This window comes from Olsenella sp. Marseille-QA0557, assembly GCF_965119725.1.
Taxonomy (GTDB): Bacteria; Actinomycetota; Coriobacteriia; order Coriobacteriales; family Atopobiaceae; genus Coprovicinus; species Coprovicinus avistercoris.
Genome location: NZ_CBCPMI010000001.1, coordinates 1628744 through 1647933, shown reverse-complemented (window position 1 = coordinate 1647933; position 19190 = coordinate 1628744). Strand labels below are relative to the sequence as shown.

The 19190-nt window shown below is 47.8% G+C and carries 20 protein-coding genes and 1 rRNA gene; 1 reads left to right on the top strand and 20 read right to left on the bottom strand.

The annotated features are described in order from the left end of the window. Window positions 1-77 precede the first annotated feature (77 nt). The gene (rpsT, locus tag ACQY6Y_RS07475) at window positions 78-341 is read left to right on the top strand and encodes a 30S ribosomal protein S20 (RefSeq protein WP_428379688.1); all 264 of its coding nucleotides are present in this window, start codon (window positions 78-80) and stop codon (window positions 339-341) included. Between the two features lie 75 nt (window positions 342-416). On the opposite strand, the gene holA is transcribed toward rpsT, so the two are convergent. The 20 genes from holA to rrf all read right to left on the bottom strand — a co-directional run bounded on the left by holA (window position 417) and on the right by rrf (window position 19154). Next, complete coding sequence (gene holA, locus ACQY6Y_RS07470) at window positions 417-1403, bottom strand: DNA polymerase III subunit delta (RefSeq protein ID WP_428379687.1); 987 nt, start codon at window positions 1401-1403, stop codon at window positions 417-419. A gap of 23 nt (window positions 1404-1426) precedes the next feature. Next, a complete protein-coding gene (locus ACQY6Y_RS07465) occupies window positions 1427-3805 on the bottom strand; it encodes a DNA internalization-related competence protein ComEC/Rec2 (RefSeq protein ID WP_428379686.1) in 2379 nt (792 codons plus the stop codon). Continuing rightward, on the bottom strand, window positions 3798-4514 hold the full coding sequence (locus ACQY6Y_RS07460) for a helix-hairpin-helix domain-containing protein (protein WP_428379685.1): 717 nt from the start codon (window positions 4512-4514) through the stop codon (window positions 3798-3800). The genes ACQY6Y_RS07465 and ACQY6Y_RS07460 overlap by 8 nt, the downstream gene beginning before the upstream one ends. A 152-nt stretch (window positions 4515-4666) precedes the next feature. Continuing rightward, window positions 4667-5896 carry a tRNA uracil 4-sulfurtransferase ThiI gene (thiI, locus tag ACQY6Y_RS07455; RefSeq protein ID WP_428379684.1) on the bottom strand — a complete coding sequence of 410 codons (1230 nt, stop codon included), beginning with the start codon at window positions 5894-5896 and terminating at the stop codon, window positions 4667-4669. 3 nt (window positions 5897-5899) lie between these two features. Beyond that, window positions 5900-6181, bottom strand: coding sequence for a DNA-directed RNA polymerase subunit omega (locus ACQY6Y_RS07450; RefSeq protein ID WP_428379683.1), 282 nt, complete (start codon window positions 6179-6181; stop codon window positions 5900-5902). Between the two features lie 11 nt (window positions 6182-6192). After that, on the bottom strand, window positions 6193-6765 hold the full coding sequence (gene gmk, locus ACQY6Y_RS07445; RefSeq protein ID WP_428379682.1) for a guanylate kinase: 573 nt from the start codon (window positions 6763-6765) through the stop codon (window positions 6193-6195). After that, the gene (gene mihF, locus ACQY6Y_RS07440; protein WP_428379681.1) at window positions 6766-7074 is read right to left on the bottom strand and encodes an integration host factor, actinobacterial type; all 309 of its coding nucleotides are present in this window, start codon (window positions 7072-7074) and stop codon (window positions 6766-6768) included. It abuts the gene before it with no gap. Window positions 7075-7268: 194 nt separating this feature from the next. Beyond that, window positions 7269-7976 carry an orotidine-5'-phosphate decarboxylase gene (gene pyrF, locus ACQY6Y_RS07435; protein WP_428379680.1) on the bottom strand — a complete coding sequence of 236 codons (708 nt, stop codon included), beginning with the start codon at window positions 7974-7976 and terminating at the stop codon, window positions 7269-7271. After that, window positions 7970-8896, bottom strand: coding sequence for a dihydroorotate dehydrogenase (locus tag ACQY6Y_RS07430; protein WP_428379679.1), 927 nt, complete (start codon window positions 8894-8896; stop codon window positions 7970-7972). The genes pyrF and ACQY6Y_RS07430 overlap by 7 nt, the downstream gene beginning before the upstream one ends. Continuing rightward, window positions 8890-9684 carry a dihydroorotate dehydrogenase electron transfer subunit gene (locus tag ACQY6Y_RS07425; protein ID WP_428379678.1) on the bottom strand — a complete coding sequence of 265 codons (795 nt, stop codon included), beginning with the start codon at window positions 9682-9684 and terminating at the stop codon, window positions 8890-8892. The genes ACQY6Y_RS07430 and ACQY6Y_RS07425 overlap by 7 nt, the downstream gene beginning before the upstream one ends. Window positions 9685-9736: 52 nt before the next feature. Then, entirely contained in the window at window positions 9737-11044 is a 1308-nt protein-coding gene (locus ACQY6Y_RS07420; RefSeq protein WP_428379677.1) for a dihydroorotase, read from the bottom strand. Continuing rightward, window positions 11028-11963, bottom strand: a complete 936-nt coding sequence (locus tag ACQY6Y_RS07415; protein WP_428379676.1) for an aspartate carbamoyltransferase catalytic subunit — start codon at window positions 11961-11963, stop codon at window positions 11028-11030. The genes ACQY6Y_RS07420 and ACQY6Y_RS07415 overlap by 17 nt, the downstream gene beginning before the upstream one ends. Then, window positions 11963-12532, bottom strand: coding sequence for a bifunctional pyr operon transcriptional regulator/uracil phosphoribosyltransferase PyrR (gene pyrR, locus ACQY6Y_RS07410; RefSeq protein WP_428379675.1), 570 nt, complete (start codon window positions 12530-12532; stop codon window positions 11963-11965). The genes ACQY6Y_RS07415 and pyrR overlap by 1 nt, the downstream gene beginning before the upstream one ends. Before the next feature lie 201 nt (window positions 12533-12733). Then, window positions 12734-13792, bottom strand: coding sequence for a glycosyltransferase family 2 protein (locus tag ACQY6Y_RS07405; protein ID WP_428379674.1), 1059 nt, complete (start codon window positions 13790-13792; stop codon window positions 12734-12736). Window positions 13793-13795: 3 nt separating this feature from the next. After that, window positions 13796-14908 carry a glycosyltransferase family 2 protein gene (locus ACQY6Y_RS07400; RefSeq protein ID WP_428379673.1) on the bottom strand — a complete coding sequence of 371 codons (1113 nt, stop codon included), beginning with the start codon at window positions 14906-14908 and terminating at the stop codon, window positions 13796-13798. A gap of 37 nt (window positions 14909-14945) precedes the next feature. Further along, complete coding sequence (locus ACQY6Y_RS07395; protein WP_428379672.1) at window positions 14946-16013, bottom strand: glycosyltransferase family 2 protein; 1068 nt, start codon at window positions 16011-16013, stop codon at window positions 14946-14948. Between the two features lie 2 nt (window positions 16014-16015). Continuing rightward, window positions 16016-17173: a glycosyltransferase gene (locus tag ACQY6Y_RS07390; protein WP_428379671.1), complete on the bottom strand. Its 1158-nt coding sequence runs from the start codon at window positions 17171-17173 to the stop codon at window positions 16016-16018. 4 nt (window positions 17174-17177) lie between these two features. Then, window positions 17178-17981: an ABC transporter ATP-binding protein gene (locus ACQY6Y_RS07385; RefSeq protein ID WP_428379670.1), complete on the bottom strand. Its 804-nt coding sequence runs from the start codon at window positions 17979-17981 to the stop codon at window positions 17178-17180. A 9-nt stretch (window positions 17982-17990) separates the two neighbouring features. Continuing rightward, a complete protein-coding gene (locus tag ACQY6Y_RS07380) occupies window positions 17991-18842 on the bottom strand; it encodes an ABC transporter permease (protein ID WP_428379669.1) in 852 nt (283 codons plus the stop codon). A gap of 197 nt (window positions 18843-19039) precedes the next feature. Next, a 5S ribosomal RNA gene (gene rrf / locus ACQY6Y_RS07375) occupies window positions 19040-19154 on the bottom strand. Between the last annotated feature and the right edge of the window lie 36 nt (window positions 19155-19190).

Here is a 19190-nt window from a genome sequence, read left to right as displayed (position 1 = left end):
GCTACACTCACAAAGTTGACCTCACCGTGTCTCGGCAAAAGAGGGCTCACAAAACTTGTGTTTGAAAGGATCTGCACGTGGCTAACATTAAGTCCCAGAAGAAGCGCATCAAGACCGCCGAAAAGGCGCGTGTGCGCAACAGGGCGGTCCGCTCTGAGCTTAAGACCGCCGTCAAGCGTGTTCATGCAGCTGTCGAGTCCAACGATGCCGACGCTGCACAGCTTGCCTGCAATAAGGCTTGCCGTTTGCTCGACAAGGCTGCTGCTAAGGGCATTATTCACAAGAACCAGGCTGCACAGCGCAAGAGTGGCGTCCAGCTTCTTGTTAACTCAATGAAGTAAAAAGACTCCTTAGAAGTTTGCTGCAGAATTGCTGCACGAAGGGCTGCTTACTAAGCGGCCCTTTTTATTGTGTCGTTATACATTTTTCCTACATAATTTGCTAACAAGTTGCACAAATGTAGCGTCTGGATCAGCTCCATTTTTGAGATCTCTCTCCGCATTTGCGCAAAGCCTAAAAGCTTGTGAGAGTTGCGCATAAGAAAACTTTCGCGCCCACCCCGGAAGATTTCTTACTTGCCAAGGCGCTCGTTTTAACACCTGTGCGAGATTAGCAATCTCACCTCGAGCCTCCAAAGAGCGCGCACACATAAGCTCTCTCATACGTCCAGTAATGAGCGTAAGTAAAAATATCTGCGATGGTTTTTCCATCATCGAATAAAGAGACAGCGCTTGTGACAAATCTTGAGCACTCACAGCATCAAGAAAATCCCAAGGCTTCACTTCCGCCACGCGCTTTATATGCTCTCTTACATCTTCTACAAGAATATCTTCTCGAGGATCCACTATTTCACAGAGTGTATGTACCTGAGTATCAAGAAGAAGAGTCGACTCTCCTACACGTGAGATAAGCTCTGACGCTGCTGCATGATCCATGCGCTTACCATGTGAAGCAGCCATTTTTGAAACCATAGCAGGCAGTTCCGAACGACGCTTTGGTGAGCAATCCATTATGGCTTTGGCACCACATTTTGCAATCGTCTTATAGAGACGGGTATTTTTAGCAAGGGCTTCCGCCACCAGCAGAAGCACAGTCGATGGATTTGGCTGAGACAGGTATGAAACGATCATTTCTGATACAGCCTTAGGCAAATGCTCTGCACGCGTGATAATGACAAGCCGTGGGCCAGGACCGAACGGCAATGCCATAAGCGAAGCAAGGAGACTCTCTGGCTCCATATCACCTGAAGCCTCACGCTCGTCTAAATTAAAATCGCGCAAGTTTTCATCAAGATGTGTTTTAAGTCGCTCGATAATTCTACGACGCTTTAGCTCGTCTGATCCAACAGCGAGATACGCTGGCAAAAGCACGTCTGTTTTCGCCTGTGCTTTTTTACTCGTCATATATCCATCCTTATCTCGCATTCTTACGCAGCCGCCCCATCATAGGGCACAGCACATGATACCGAGATACCATCGCTCAGTGGCTCTATACAAATATCGCCCGTATCCATAGTACACATACCGTAAGCACCTGAGGCCCCTACCATCTCCATGGTAGCCTGCGCTGGATGGCCATACCTGTTCCCCTCACCAGCACTTGCCACACACAATTCAGGCTGAAGACATGCCAACATCGGTTCGGTAACCGACGCTTCAGATCCATGGTGACCAAGCTTAAGCACATCAATAGTGTCTATACGCCCGCTCTGTATGAGAGGATCTATAACATCTGCCTCAGCATCTCCACAGAGCAATGCTGACAACCTTGAGGTGCTATCTACAAATTGGACCTTTATCACGAGCGAATCTTCGTTCTCAAGGCCATCCGTTGCGCCGTCAGGAGAAATAACCTCAAGTTCAAACTGTCCAATTGATAGCTTATCTCCATCTGATAATTCAGCAACTTCAGAGAGACCCAGCTGATGCAAAGCATCCCGCATCTCATCGGGCATATTGTCTGAAACACCCTGTCCTACATACACACACCTCACCTGCACGAACCCAACAAGCTCGTCTAAACCACCGTAATGATCATCATGAAGATGAGTAATCACAACCGCATCGAGACCCGAAATATGATTTCTCGCAAGTGCTTGAACTACGGCATCATCAGGGCCTGTATCAACCAAAACACTATGATTTCCGTCCTGAATAAGTATTGCGTCACCCTGTCCCACATCGAGAACAACAAGACGTCCACCAACTATAATCCCTGTCACAAGACGCGAGCCGATCATTGCCAGCATGAGAAGCGCACAAGTACTACGAACAGCAAATGGTGAGACAGCAGGCCAAAACACGAGCAATAAAAGCCCCATAACAAGCGTGCACACAATTATCGGTAGTGCATAATTCCCCACCGCAATACAGGCGCCAGGAATGCTCGAAAGCATAAAAGAAAAGAGCAGAATGCTCGAGGCACAAAACTCACAAATCGATAGAAGAAGCTCGCCAATAAACGGTATCCATAAGAGAGCTACCGAAATACAACCAAGAGAAACAAACCATGAGAATGCAGGGCCGAGCAGCGCATTTGCAAAAGGTCCAATTGCCGAGATGGTACCGAAGGCCAAAACAGTAATGGGCATTGTTATCAGCTGTGCAACAACAGAAGCTGCAATTTGTTTGAGCAACCCCTGTGTTAGGCGCATGAATCGAAAGCGAATGAATTGTGGTAAAAAGCTAACGTTCAATTGAAAGGGCATGAGCTTCGCTAAGACATATTCAGCATACGGAGAAAAAATATACAGACCCGCTACAGAGAGTGCTGAAAGTTGAAATCCCATATCAGATGAGGTAGCAGGGTCTATTAAACAGAGCGTTAGTCCGGAAAAACTTGCTGCAGATAATCCGTGCGATCTTCTACCCATCAGAGGCGCCACCATAGCAGAACCCGTCATCACCCAGGCACGCACAGCAGATGTAGGAGCCCCACAAAACGTCGTAAAGATAGCTGTTGCAAGCAACACAACAGCAAGTCGAATCTTTCCGGAAAACCGTGTCTTCTCGAGAATCATGTCCAACAAAGCAGCAACCGTAGTTAAATGCCCTCCTGATACAGCCACGAGATGTACAAGACCACTCTTTGAAAGAACATCTTCAATCCCATTTGCTACAAGATCAATACGGTATCCGCAGGCACAACCCGCAAGTAACGCTCTGCCGTCACTTTTTTCTGGCTGAATTGCAGCGAGTGCATTTTGTCTGAGAAGGTATAGCTCTCCTAACATCCCGTCTGGCGGATCAATACGAGTAATGTGTTTGACAGACACGGTTCCACATATGCCTTGTGCCTTATCCCGTCTTCCCCAGAGATCATCTTTCAAAGGAGAGATTTGCCCCACGCATTGAACACGATCACCTAAAGAGCATTGATCTGAAGAAACAAGCCAAACATCCGCTTGCGTTTGGCCATCTTTTACTGCATGTGCTCGGCTTCTCCATCTGTCACCAAATGAGGAAGGATCGCTTGAGATTTCAAATGTTAAGGATGAAACTGGAGTATCCAGCAATTGAGAGGCCTTCTGATCACAGGCCAACTCAAATGCACCAGCTGATATGAGTCCTACCAAAAGAGCCATCCCAATTGGTGCTGCCGGAAGAGGCGGAAGTGGCACAACAGGCAAAAGTGCACAGCTGATAATCACCAAAGAAAGAGCCGCGAGTACCACAATGCTGCTGTTGCCATACAAACCAGTCAAGATCCATTGCTGAGCGCAAATACATACAACCAAAGATATTGCTAGAGGTGGTATAACAGGCCGAGAAGGCAAAGCAGGGGTGTTGGAGGTCCACTCAAACACAGATGAGCCCTTCCAAGCGTTCAAACTTTTTCTCACCTATCCCAGAGACGCGCATGAGATCCTCGGGAGAGGTAAAGGGCCCGTTTTGCTCGCGATCTTCTATTATTGCCGTTGCGGTTGCCTCACCAACACCTGGCAATGTATCCAGCTGTTCCACTGTTGCAGTATTGATATTTACCAAACCAGAACTAGCAGTATCGTTTGTCTCAGGAGAAGTGATGTTTGTAACCGTCTCCCCTTCGTGAGGAACATATACTTTCTCGCCATCGGTAATCTGTGCAGCAAGGTTTATCTGTGAGGTATCAGCATCCTCAGCAAGACCACCCGCAGCATCCAATGCATCACAAACCCGCGAACCGGAGGAAAACTCATACACTCCAGGTGATACAACAGCGCCATCCACATGTACAAACAATTTGGAAGTTGATGCTTGTTGTGAATTACTTTCTGTTTCACCCTCCGATTTTGATGCAGATTCTTCCGAAAGAGTAGAAGCGGCATTATTTGTGTCTGTTGTCTTTTCAGAGGTGTTTCGATGCAATACAACACCGGAACTACCCTGCCAAAAAAGACCAAAGCAACAGAAAAGCACCAAGAGAAGGATACACGCACAAGCAACGCCCCAACGCTTTGAGACGCCAAAGCGTTTGAATATCGATTGCAGCTTGCTAGCATGATTTCGTTTGTGAACACGAGAAGTCTGTGCCATAAAAAATCACTCCTCCCTTCTAACGGATGCACCTCATAGTGCACATCGCAAAAAGAAGAGAGAAGCGATAAAAAGAGAAATAGTATTTTCAACCGTCACAAATCAGACAGCCAGCAAACAAAGGCTAAAAGCCTTGTGAGACTTTGAAAATACTACCGCGGTCCCAATGTCTTATGGAACGTCTTTAATTCTTTTGGCGGACGATACGAAGGACATCCTTCTGCATCGACATACTCAATCGAAGCAAGAAGCTCTTCTATCATCGCATCGTGGTCAAAGAGATCCCACGCCGCGTGAACCTGATCAATCCGTGCATGAGTTTCAGGACGGCGTGGCATAAAGAGCGTGCAGCAATCCGGAGCAGTTTCACAGCAAATATCATATGTTCCCAACGCCTTTGCACGTTCAATAATCTCTTGTTTATCAGAGCCAATTAACGGGCGAAACACCGGCATAGAAACAACTTCATCAACCGCCGCTATATTTTCCAACGTCTGTGAAGCAACCTGACCCAAAGATTCTCCGGTGACAAGCGCTTTAGCACCCTCAAGACGAGCCACACGTTCAGCTATGGCAAACATCATACGACGGTACATAATAATGCGCAGCGACTGGGGAACAACAAGAGATATTTGTCGTTGAACCTCTCCGAAAGGAACAACATAAAGCCTGCCGATAATACCTGAGGGACGTAGTGCCTGCATAAGATCCTGACACAAATACTCACTCGTATCTGCTGTCATAGGTCTTCCAGAAAAATGAATAGGCAGACAAATTGCGCCGCGTCGACCAACCATCCAAGTTGCAACCGGAGAATCAAAACCACTCGAAAGCAGCGAGACTACTTTTCCGGCGCTGCCAACGGGCAGTCCTCCAACACCTGGCTGGGAAGCAGCATAAACATACACATCGCCCTGGACGACATTCACGTAAACCGTAACATCGGGATTATGAACGTCCACACGTTTATCTGGGAATGCTTCACAAAGAACTGAGCCAACCAGACGATTAAGTTCTAGTGAATGCAGATGATAGTCAGTATTAGAGCGACGAGCATGAACTTTGAAGGTTTTAAACTCTCCTGCTTCGCCTAATACCTTTACTGCAGCATCACAAAACTGCTGCTCATCCCGAGGACAGAGCAATGCAATTGAAACACGTGCAACTCCTGGAACTTGCAATGCCGCCTGAGCAACGGGAATTGCCGCCTCATCATCAGAAAGTGAGATAAGAAGATGTCCAGAAGTACGTGTTACATCTTTTACGGGTAAATCACGAAGCGCGCGACGTAGATTCGACACAAGAAAGTTCTCAAAGGTAGAGCGATTCTTACCCTTGAGACCTATCTCGTGATAATGGATTAAACAAACACGCTTTGCCATGGGCTAGCCGATATTATTGTTACCCCGAATAGCCTCGTCAAAGTCCTCTTTCACAAAGCCCAGGGTATCGTTCTCGATCTCGTCCATAGCAATCGTAACGGGATCCTTACCCGAAACAATTGTTGTAATGTCATCAACCGGCTGAATTGCCGTAACACGAAGATGCTGACCGCGCAGCATGTTGTTAATATCACACGCGCGTTTAGAAGCGATAGAGCAGAGCAGGAAAGGATTGTGCTCTGTCCTCTCAAGCAAGTTATCAATTTCAGGCTTGATGATAGACATCGTAGAAAGCCTCACTTCATTTCAAACAATCTAATGGTCTTAATAAGCTCACTAACTGCACGATCAAGATCGTCGTTGGTAATAACAACATCGTAATTCTTAGCGAGCTCAAATTCATGAGCAGCATCAGCGAGACGTAAAGCCATCGACTCTTTCGTCTCACTACCCCGCATCCGCAAACGCCTTTCAAGTTCTTCCATCGAAGGCGGTGCGATAAAAACGAGAACTGCTTCTGGATAGCTCTCACGAACATTGAGAGCGCCTTGTACATCAATCTCCAGAACAAGCGAACTGCCGGCAGCCAAAAGCGTATCAACATCTTTACGAAGCGTTCCATAAAGGTGTCCATGCACATCAGCCCACTCAAGAAATTCACCTTGAGCAATGCGTTGCCTGAACTCAGCTTCTGACAAAAAGTGATATGAGACGCCGTCAACTTCTCCTGCGCGAGGTTCACGTGTTGTCGCTGAAACCGTCAAGCCCAGGTCAGGACGAAGCTCTCTCACTTTAGAAAGCACAGTTCCTTTTCCTGCACCTGACGGTCCCGAAACAACAAAGAGACGGGCTCTAGGTTTGCCTTCCACCTACTTTGAAAGAGCCTCGATGAGCTGCTCGCGCTGACGAGCGCCCAAACCCTTAACACGACGAGTGGCAGAAATGCCAAGCTCATTCATAACCTTGGCTGCCTTGGCCTTACCGTAGCCAGGAAGGGACTCGATAAGAGCAGAGACCTTCAAACGGCTAGCGATAGGATCGTCGGAGTCCAGGACCTCCTCAAGAGAGATCTCACCATTCTTGATCTTCTCGCGAAGCTCGGCGCGAGCATGACGTGCGGCAGCTGCCTTCTCGAGAGCCGCCTTGCGCTGCTCAGCTGTGAGTTCAGGGAGAGCCATGTTTCCTCCAAACATTGATATGTTCTTTTTCGGGTAGGTATCCGTACCTACAACCCAGTCGATGAAAGTATAGTCTGCCAATCCAACAGGGACTTTGCAAGACCTCGACAGATTCCACGTTTATTTGAAACGCAAAACAAACGTATTTTATCCCCCGAAGATACATAATCCGCGCAGACAGAATAATTCTACGTTTAGTTCACCTCGGAAACAACCGCCTGAAATGCAGTAAGTGGATCCTCTGCCTGAACAATCGGCCTTCCAACCACCAGTTGACTTGCTCCAGCCTCCAGCGCTTGGGCAGGTGTAGCAATACGGCTCTGATCACCAGGATTGGCACCGGCAGGCCTAATTCCAGGAGTTACCAGAATTGAGTCGCTTCCCAAATCCTTGCGCAGTGCCCCAACCTCATGAGGAGAACATACAATACCGTCGCTTCCAGCATCACGTGCAAGCTGAGCAAGCAGACGTACTTCTTCTGTCAGAGGCGTAGAAATACCCACACGTTGCAGTGATTCTGAATCCATACTGGTAAGGACTGTTACTGATAAAAGCTGGGTTCTCGTCTGACGGCTGGCGGCAGCCGCCTCAACGCCTTCACGTGCCGCTTCGATCATAGCGCTGCCACCTAAAGCATGAAGGGTAAGCATGTCTGCGCCTGCCTCTGAGGCAGCTTTGGCAGCGCCTCGTATCTGATGTGGGATATCATGCAGTTTGAGGTCGAGAAACACCTTAAAGCCCATATCATGCATCTCGCTCACGATAGACGGACCATAGGCGTAATAAAGGGTCATGCCCACTTTTACCCACTGAGCTTGACCAGCAAGAAGTTTGCCAATATGCAATGCTTTTTCTCGATCGCAGTCGAGAGCAACAATGACTTTATCAGCGCCGTCTAACATGCAACTGCTCCAATCAATTCGTTAATATCCGAAACACCCTGAGACTCTACCCACGTGGTAAGTTCATCTAAAATACGTGGGGCAGCAAGTGGGTCAACCAAATTTGCAGTGCCCACCGCAACAGCAGTAGCGCCAGCCAAAATACACTCTGCAGCATCTTCTCCAGAAAAAATGCCGCCCATTCCAATAATTGGCAAAGATGAGGCTTTATGTGCCTCCCATATCATTCTCACTGCTATGGCATGAATTGCTGGTCCAGACACACCTGCTGTTGGACGTGAGAGCCTACTTTTACGAGTCTTCACATCAATAGCCATACCGGGAATCGTGTTGATGAGAGACAATATGTCAGCTCCAGCATCTTCAAGAGCAGCAGCGACTTCTCCCACACGTTCAGGAGCCATCTTGACTATAAGAGGCCGTGTTGTTCGCCCACGCACTGCTTTCACAACACTGGCAGCACCCTCGGGTGTTGCCCCCATTGCAGCGCCGCCTGAGGCTATATTTGGACAGCTTATATTGAGTTCTAAGGCATCGGCAAAGGGTGCCATCTCCTCATAGGCTTCCACTGCTTGAATATATTCATCAAGCGTATGACCAGCTGCCTGGCAAATGACACGACAACCTTTGTTTGACAGATCGCTCAGATAGGCTCCGCTCTGCTGCACAAACTGGGGAATACCCGGATTAGCAAGTCCGACAGAGTTCATAATGCCAGAAGGAATCTCACACATGCGAGGTGCTGGATTTCCCTCCCATGGTTCAAACGAACAACCCTTTGCAGTTATAAACCCCAATTGAGATACATCGTAAAAGCCTTCAAACTGCCATCCCGCACCAAAGGTGCCAGAGGCTGTTCCTACGGGATTTTGACATCTCATACCTGCCAGCTCTACGGCCATGGACACACTGCTCACCACAGCACCTCCTCAGCCGAAAAAACGGGACCATCCATACAAGCGCTCGCATAGCCACCCTGAGCTAAGGCGACATTGCATGTTGCACACACGCCAAACCCACAGGTCATCATCCGTTCGAGAGAGACCTGACAATCCAATTCTTTTTCATGAGAAATCTGAGCAACCGATGCCATCATGGGCTCTGGTCCGCAAACATACAAACATCTGTATGAAGTGTCAGCCAAAAGCTTTTTAACTCCATCGGAAGCATAGCCCGCTATACCGTATGATCCATCGTCAGTGGTAACTACTACATTCCGAGCTCCAGCAGCTATGAACTCTGCTTCTCCCCAGCATCTCGCTTTATCGCGAGCACCCAAAACCACATCAAAGGCAATATTTTGACTACCCAATTCGCGTGCAAGTCCCAAAATAGGTGTAACGCCCACACCGCCTGCTACTAAAAGTATGGGTGAAGCCCCATTTTCTACACGCCACCCATGACCACAGGGACCGAGTACATTTGATGTATCCCCTGGTTTCATATGAGAAAGACGGCGTGTTCCATCACCCACAACTGCATAGATTGTTTCAAGTGTTCCTTCGCGCTTATCTACTGCGCTAAACGAGAGCGGGATTCTCACAATCTGGGATGGGTCGCCTGGAACATAAAAACTTTCAAATTGACCGGGCTTTATTGTTTGAGCAAGCTTAGGAGCGCGAATGACAAGGCGCCACATATCACAAGCAACAGGCTCATTTGTCACGACAATAAACTCATGGAGCCGTGCAGCAGAAGGAACTGGCACGCCTTCTCCTTTCATGCATCAGGCGCACATAGAGTGCGCCTGACTTGTTTATCTATTCGGAAAGTTTGGTGACTAATTTTCCAGAAGCAAGTTTTTGTACACCTGAAACAAACACATCACTTGCACTGCCTGAAAGCGTATAGCCTAAAAACGCCGAATTCTTGGAACGTCCTACAAGATAATCTTTTGTTACTTCAAAAGTGGTTGAAGGATCAATGAGCGTAAGGTCTGCCTGAGAACCCGCGGCAATCGTTACAGGTTCCAACCTAAGAATGCGACGTGGATTGATCGACATTACCTCAGCCAGCTTCGACCAGCTCATCTTTCCCGACAGCACCAGATTGGTGAGCATAAGCGGCAGAGAGGTCTCAAGACCAACGGTGCCAAAATAAGCAATCTCCCACTCACAGTCTTTTTCATGGGCAGCATGGGGAGCATGATCGGTTACAAGACAATCAATAGAACCATCCAAGAGGCCCTCCTGCAAGGCCAAGGCATCGGCCGGCGTGCGCAGAGGCGGGTTCATCTTGAGGTTTGTATTGTATTCATCGGTTATATCTTCTTCGTTTAAGAAGAGGTGATGAGGTGTTACCTCGCAGGTAACAGGAAGACCCTCAGCTTTAGCAGCACGTACCAGCTCAAGACCTTTTGCAGTGGAAATGTGAGCGATATGGAGCGGGCAGCCCGTAAGACGACACAGCTCAATGTCACGATAAATCTCAAGCTCTTCTCCAAGTGCCGGCCAACCAAACATGCCTAAACGTGTAGAGGCGCGTCCTTCATTGATAACACCGTTAGCGGTAAGAGATTCATCCTCACAATGGGCAATTGCTACACGGTCAAATTGGGAAACATATTCCATGCAGGTACGCATCATACCGGCACTCTGAACACCATGTCCATCGTCTGAGAAGGCGCACGCACCTTCCATAACCATATCGCCGATTTCAGCAAGAGCCTCGCCTTTTTCGCCATGTGTAAGCGCTCCAATGGGACGTACATGACACATATCAGCGTCGCGTGCGCGCTCATATTCATAACGAATCTCGGCACCATTATCTATAACCGGGCTGGTATTGGGCATGGTTGCAACATCGGTGAATCCACCATGCACCGCAGCGCGCGTACCCGTTTCGATAGTTTCTTTGTATTCAAAGCCCGGATCGCGGAAATGGACATGCATATCAACGAGACCTGGAAGCAAATACTTACCCTGAGCATCTATTACCTCAGTGACCTCATCAGGCTCAATGTGCTCGCCAACCTGGACAATGCAATCTTTATCAATAAGAACATCGCACACACCATCAAGGGATACCTGAGGATCTACGACATGAGCTCCCTTAAGCAGAAATGACATCAGACTCTCCTCCCAGCAGCAGATACATCTCTGCCATACGAGTAAGTACACCAGCGTTTACCTGATCAAGAATCCTGGAGCGAGCACAATCGGCTACCTCAGTATTGATTTCCATACCACGATTCATAGGCCCTGGGTGACACACAATTGCCCCTGGCTTCATCATGCGCTCACGGCGCTCATCCAGACCATACAAGCGGTTATATTCACGACGAGAAGGAATTGCAGCACCCTCCATGCGTTCAAGCTGAACGCGAAGCATGTACACAACATCCATGTCGCCAATAACATCGTCGAGAGCTGCGGTCTGTTCGCACCCATACCAAGAGGGATCATCCACTTGAAATGTAGGAGGAGCAACTAAGGTAACCTCAGCACCCATAGTCTTCAGCGCTGGAGCAAGTGAACCACACACGCGGCTGTGAGCAAGGTCACCCACGATTGCAACCTTGAGTCCATCGAGATGACCAAAGTTTTCGCGAATAGTATAGAGGTCGAGCATTGCTTGCGTCGGATGCTGATGTTTTCCGTCGCCCGCATTAATCACCACCGCATCGGTGTTCTCAGTAATTTTTTGAGGGGTTCCCGCAAGACGAGCACGAACAATGAACATATCAACGTTCATAGCATCGATTGTTTGGATAGTGTCTGCCAGGCTCTCCCCTTTTACAACTGAAGAGGTGGAGCCACCCATATTGAGCGCATCGGCGGAAAGACGCTTTTCTGCTAGCTCAAAGGAGCTACGTGTACGAGTGGAAGGTTCAAGAAAGAGGTTGACAATCGTACGGCCACGAAGTGCCGGAACCTTTTTGATGGCGCGTTTGTTTACCTCAGAAAAAGCACGGGCCGTATCAAGAATCTGGGTAATATCATCTGCCGTAAGACTGTTGGTATCGATCAGGTGTTTAACAGAGAGCATTATCGCGTGCCCTTCCCTTCTGCATTGTTCTGGGAGTCCCAAATCTCAACTGAATCAGTTCCATCAAGCGAAGAAACGTTCACCCGCACGTCTTCTTCGCGAGAAGAGGGCACATTTTTTCCAACATAATCTGCCCTGATAGGAAGCTCGCGATGCCCGCGATCCACCATGACAGCAAGCTGGACAGTCTTCGGACGTCCATAGTCCATAAGCGTATCTAAAGCTGCACGAACGGTACGACCGGTATAAAGCACGTCATCAACAAGAACGATGTTTTCTGCATCCACCGAGAAAGGAATATTGGTACCGTGAAGGACCGGCGCAATCGCACGGGTTACATCGTCTCGATAAAAACTGATATCAAGAGAACCGAAGGGAACTTTCACCCCCTCGATCTTGTAAATTTGCTCAGCTATGCGCTGTGCAAGTGGCACGCCCCTTCTTACAACACCTACAAGAGCAATATGGTCTGCGCCCTCATTGTGCTCAAGAATCTCGTGAGCAATACGGGTAATTGCACGCGAGATTGCGGCTTCATCCATGATGACAGCCTTCGGCTCACCTGTCATGGATCTCCCTTCCTTAAAAAAAGACGCCCCTGCCGACATGCGGCACGAGGCATCCGGAAAGGCGCAGAACAGCACCTTGAGCATATTTCACTCAAAGTCTTTTGGGCCTTGCGGGTATCTCGTACCGCGCTTAAAGGTCGGGCTTTACTATACGCTCTTTTTTACAAGTTACAAGAGAAAACGGACAGTTGTCCGAAAAATTTATGAGTGGGTCTTTCGAGGTCCATGCAAGAGGCGACGCATTACGCCATCAATGCCATGCCAATCGTAATAACAAGCACACATGAGAAGAGCTCGTCGTATGCGCGTAGGCCTTCGATTGTCTTTTGCCGCAAGAACAAGCGCACGAACTCCGGGCGTCAACCTTTCTTTTGCGATTCGATCTCTTGACCATTGGGAAAGGATATTGCGCGATGTTTTCTGCCATATCTCAGCACAAGCATCATCGGAGAGGCGCAAAGCATCAAAAAGGATGAATTCACAGATCCAGGTCAGCTGCATGGCGCAATGATCGTCAAGAATCCCGAGAGAAGCCCAGTCATCCATAATTTTTCGCTCAAGCTCAATGTGACACGAAAGCATGGCTGGTTTATCAGCGAGCATACGATTAAGCATTGAGTCGCCGCGCACGATGCGATAGTCGTAAAGCTTGTCATGGATAAGACAGGTACGACTGGAACGTGGGTATACCGCAAATGCAAATACTTGGTCTTCTCCATAGCTTACAGATTCGTCAAAACGAATCTTACAAGCTTCTACAAACGAACGACGGAGCGCCAAACGCCATGCAAAAGGCTTTGATGCCTCTTTCATGAGCAGATCTTCAGAAAATTTGCTGTAGATGCAATCTCGAGGACTGAGCACTTCTTCTAACCATGGGTAGGATTCTTCCGCAGGCCAAGCACTTCCACCAAAGGTAAGAACATCAGCACCAGACTCATCAAGCGCTTGAACAATGCGTCCACAGGCTTGAGGTGTATATCTATCATCAGCATCGAGAAAACTTATGTAATCCCCTCTTGCTGCATCAATACCTTTATTCCGAGCGCTCGAAAGACCGCCATTTTCTTTAGAGATCAAACAGAATCTGGCATCAAGATTGCAGTAGTGCTCACAAATTGCCTTGGAACCATCGGGAGAACCGTCATTGACCAGCACAACTTCAAAATCATCAAAATCTTGTATAAGCAGGGAATCTAAGCACTCCGGCAGATATTGTTCAACGTTATAGACAGGAACTACTACAGAAAGACGAGGCATTACTTATCGCCTCCCACCTAAACGCTCAGCTAACACATGCCAAAGTGCTCCTATACCACCATAAGCCAGAATTTGGCGCACTGAAGCAAGGCCTCCGGATGCATCCTGTGGCAACTTCTCACGCACGCGCCTAAAGCGTTCCGGAGACGTGAGCAAGCATTGTAATTCGGTGAATTTAACCGGCCCCATAATCTGCTCATCTAAAAGACCTTCGTCCCTATCGGCAGCAAGGTCTGGACATGCTCGCTCAAGGAAAGTTGTTCTCAGCTCATCAGACAGCCTATCGTAGTTCCACAGATAGTTATTAAACTTCATGCGTCCAAGCACTTTGAGCAGCATGCGATGATCTCCAGGACGCGCTTCGAGCCAGCGACGCATCTCAGCGTGCTCATCCATAACGCAAAAGACTTTTCCAGGAGAACGTACAGAAGAAGTTTCGTTATCCTGACGATATTTCAAAAGTGGTTCATCAATAAAGACCGCTCGCTGAGCTGCAGCCCAAACTTTAAAGTTAAATCCAGCGTCTTGGTACGAAGCCCCCGGGGTCTCAAGAAACTGTATGCGCTCCTGCCTAAGAAAATCCGCTCGATAAAGCGCACTCCAAATTGAAGGTTTCTGATAAAAAATATCTAAACCATTCACTGTCGGAGTAACAACTTTGCCGACAAGACTTTCTGGCACAACATGAAAGAGTTCAGTTCTCTCGGCAGTATCCTCATTTCCGGACCACCACAGCCAAAAATTACCTTTAACCACCTCTGCATTGTGCTCACAGGCAGTTTCGTAGAGTAAACGCAAAGCTCCTTGCGCCATTACATCGTCTGATTCAAGAATGGCGATATAAGTACCCCGTGCTTCAGCAAGACCACGATTCATGGAGATGCCATAACCAGAATTTGGCTTGTCAATAATACGTATCCGCTTATCCCGTGCTGCATATTGCTCGAGAATGGCACGAGAGCCATCAGTAGAGCCATCGTTAATGACAAGGGCCTCAAAATTGGTGAAGTCTTGTGCTAGGAGTGAGTCGAGACAAGCTCCTACATAACGCTCAACGTTGTAAACAGGGATAAGAACAGAAATGTCTGGTGTTGTTACCCTATCGGCACTACTCACAAGCCACCTTCTTTGCAAACATGCATACTACGAGCACTTATCTGCCTCGTCTCAAAGCATAAAGAAGCCTCTTGGCCGAAGCAATAATGCCGCGTTGACGAATAAAGTGAAAAGCTAAATGTACCGGGGCAACCCCCTTACGAGTGCCTTGAGCGCAAAGCTCAGCATCTTTAAGGCACATACGCGTAGGCAAGGCAAGCCGGGCCTGAATCTGCTTATCAAAATGGCTTCCGACAGAATCCCACCATCGAATCCAAAAAGCCCGTTGATCTTTTATGGGAAGCTTGCTCGCATCAAAGAGTACAAATTCGAGACACCAACTAAGAAGTTCGGCAGGCGCGAGACTCATAAACCCGTTTCCTTCCCAGTCTTTTAAGATTGCTGTCTCACAAGCCATATGCTTATCCATCTTGCTCAAAAGAGCCTCTGTACTCTGTTGCGAGGCATGTGTAAGCGAAGAGGTGTTCATACGGTACAGATACAGCTGTTGAGAGCAGAGTGTCGTTTTCGAAGAACGCGGATAGGTGTAGAAACAAAAATATTGATCATCAGCAAGCGTAAGATCGGGATGCCATCGGACATGCTCTCTGTTTGCAAACTCGCGTGACAGTGCCACGCGACAAGCAAACGGCCGTGCTTTGGACGCAAAAAGAAGACGCCTATGATCAGCAGCGGAATTTCCTAATACAGCATCAGAAGGATATTGTTGGCCTTCCAAAGAAGGGTGCAGTTCATCTTCTGGGAATATCTTCATGCCAAATACCATGACATCACAAGCGTCGCGCATAAACGTGTTTGAGATCACACTACATGCGTAAGGCTCAAGACAGTCGTCAGCATCGCAGAACATGACAATATCGCCCGTTGCACTCTCCATACCGGCATTACGGGCCGAACCTGGACCAGCATTTTGCTGTGATAAAACCTTCAGGCGTCGATCTGACAAGGCGCGCTGCTTAAGAATGTGAAGCGAGCGATCGCAAGACCCATCATCAACGCAAATTACCTCAATTTCTCTGAGTGTCTGGGCAAAAAGAGAGTCCAAACACGCATCGAGATAGCGCTCAGCATTAAAGACAGGAACAATAATAGAGATGCGTGGCACAGCTAACGCGCCCTTCGTTCACGCAGAGCACCCATGAGAGCTCCAACGCCACCAAGTTCAAGCGAGAAGGCCGCCTTTGAAAGAGCAGACTCTCCATGGACACTTTCACGCAAACGCAAGTAATGATCTGGATCGTCAATTATTTTGCGAATATTGAGTGCACGCCATGAATCAAGCGCATCCCAATCAATGCGTCCGGCATCATCCATCTTCGAAAACTCAAGTGAAATTGAACGTATAAATTCCTTTCGATACTCAGGAGCAATACGATCAACATTCCAAAGATACGCGTTGAGACGTGCAACAACAGAGGCACGTCGAAGGGTGCGAGCGTGTGTTTGGTCATCCCGACGAGCAAGCCAACGATCTATCTCGTCAAACTCCTTACGCACCGCATACACTTTTCCACGTGAGCGCACGGAAGACGCCTCATTATCCTGACGATAATGGATGATCGGCTCGTCGAAAAAGACAGCACTCTTTGCTGAAGCATATGTCTTAAAGGCGAACGAGGTGTCCTGATAGGAAGCACCCGGCGTTTCCAAGAACGAAATCGCATTATTGACCAGCATTTCACGCTTGAATACGCCACACCAAATAGCAGATTTATACAGAAAAACACGCGGTTCATCGCGCGGATCGATCGATCTATTGATGATATCTTCAGCATAAGGATGCTGAACAATATCGCGTGGTCCCTTTGACCAGTACAAGGAATATGTGCCACGAGCTATGTCGGCATCATATGCCTCTACTACTGTCATAAGGCGCTCAAGTGCACCGGGAAACATAATGTCATCGGATTCAAGGAAGCCTACATAGGTTCCCTTTGCCTGAGAGAGACCAATGTTGAGAGTGGCACCATAGCCAGAATTTGGCTTATCTATGACACGAAAACGAGGGTCTTTAGCCTCAAACTCATGAGCAATTTCAGAGGAGCTATCAGTGGAGCCATCATTGAGCAGCAGTGCTTCAAAGTCTACATAGCTTTGATTCTGTAATGACGACAGACATTGGTGCAAGAATCGCTCGACGTTATAGATTGGCACAAGAATGGTGACGGCAGGAGCTTCGATATAGTCAACATCTTCATAATCGAGCTCAACCGCAGGCTCAGATTCTTCTGGTGTGGTATCCAGCTCGAGCACATCCTCAGCCATGCGATCACGCTCCCAAGTTACGATAGGCAGCACATACCTCTTCGGTTGGACCAATCATCCGCTGTTCGCCCTTCTCAATCCAGCACACGCGATCACACATGCGCTCGACCAAGTCGATGCTATGGCTTACCAGCAAAACAGTAACCCCGTCAGCCTCAATAAGCTCATTGATACGTCGCTCGCATTTTTGTTGGAACAAAAAGTCGCCAACAGAAAGCGTCTCATCGACAATAAGAATATCGGGTTCTGTGATTGTTGCGATAGCAAATGCAATACGAGCAACCATACCACTCGAATAATTCTTAAGTGGCATATCCATAAAATCCTGAAGCTCAGCAAAGGCAACAATTTCATCAAAATGTTCGTCGATAAAATCTTTGCGATAACCGAGCAAAGCTCCATTGAGATAGATATTCTCTTTTGCCGTAAGCTCCATATCAAAGCCAGCACCAAGCTCAATAAGCGGAGCGATAGAGCCTGTAACGGTGCAGGTTCCCTCCGAGGCTTCCAAAACGCCAGCAATAATCTTTAGCATGGTAGATTTGCCAGAACCGTTAGTGCCTACCAAACCAAACGACTCACCGCGTTTAACTTGAAAGTTAATATGATTGAGCGCTCGGAATTCTTTAAATTTCAATTCACCTCGTGTAAGAGCGAGAAAATACTCTTTCAAAGAGTTGAATTGTTCTGAAGCAATATTAAAAATCATCGAGACATCATGCACATCAATGATGGTCTCACCGGAGTGGTGAGAACAAGAAGTATGAGGGGTCTCGATAGCCTGTTGAGAAGTGACAGATTCGCCCACGATCTCCCCTTAGATGTAAAGAATGAACTTATGCTGATGACGTTTAAATACGCACCAACCAACGACCAGTGCAAAGACAGCAAAAGCTACACAACGAATTAACAAACTGACTGTTGGCAGCTGCTGATACAGAAGGACATCTCGAATGCAGGTGATATAGCAATACATGGGATTAAACGCCTCAAAAGTCTGCATCCATCCAGGAAGAATCGAGAACGGATAGAACAGAGGAGTGGCATACATCCAAGCAGTAAGGAAAACACCCCAGAGATGAATAACATCTCTAAAGAAAACTGCAGCAGCAGAAAGGAAAAGCGAAATACCAATACAGAAAAGACCAAGCAAAAGAACAATCACTGGAAGCAGCAGTGCATAAGGTGTGAGTGGAATTTGGAAGAAGAGCATAACAACTGCTACCGCAATAAGTGAGAAGGCATAGTTAACAAGACCAAAAAGTACTTTTTGGACGGGAAAAACAAACCGATTGATTTTTACCTTTTTAAGCAGTGCTGAAGCTCCAAGTATCGACTGCATACCTTGCGTTGTCGAATCATTCATAAGCGACCAGGCAGTATTACCCAAAATGAGATAGAGGGGATAATTGCCAAGCGTAGGATCGCTATAACGCATAAACGACGAAAAAACAGCAGCCATAACAATCATCATAAGGAGCGGGTTTAAAACACTCCAAATTACACCGAGCGCACTTCGACGATATTTAAGCTTAAAGTCTTTTGAGACTAACTGCTTAAGAATAAAAAGATCGCGCCTATGCGGTGGATACCACGTACGCTCACGTAATTCAGCTGAAGAACCTTTAGCATCTACAGCGTGAGAAAGGTTCGTATCTTTGGAGTCCAAAATACCTCCAGCAACTCGGGGATAAGGCAACCAATTAACGCATGAACGGTACATATCCTAACAAAGCAAACGAGCTACTGGAGAAGTCTCACAGCATGAACAGAGATACGCTTTAAACTGCCTCTCCCTCACGCCCTCTCTCTATACAAAAACACCCTCGATGTCGAGGGTGTTCATATTTTCGAATGTCGCTTGCGGGTCGGCGGCGCCCTGCTCTCCCACGATCTAAACCGCAGTACCATCGGCGCGGGGTGGCTTAACTTCCGGGTTCGGTATGGGACCGGGTGTACCCCACCCGCCAAAACCGCCGACCCGCAAGGGACATTCGGCATATGCTGTTTTAAACCG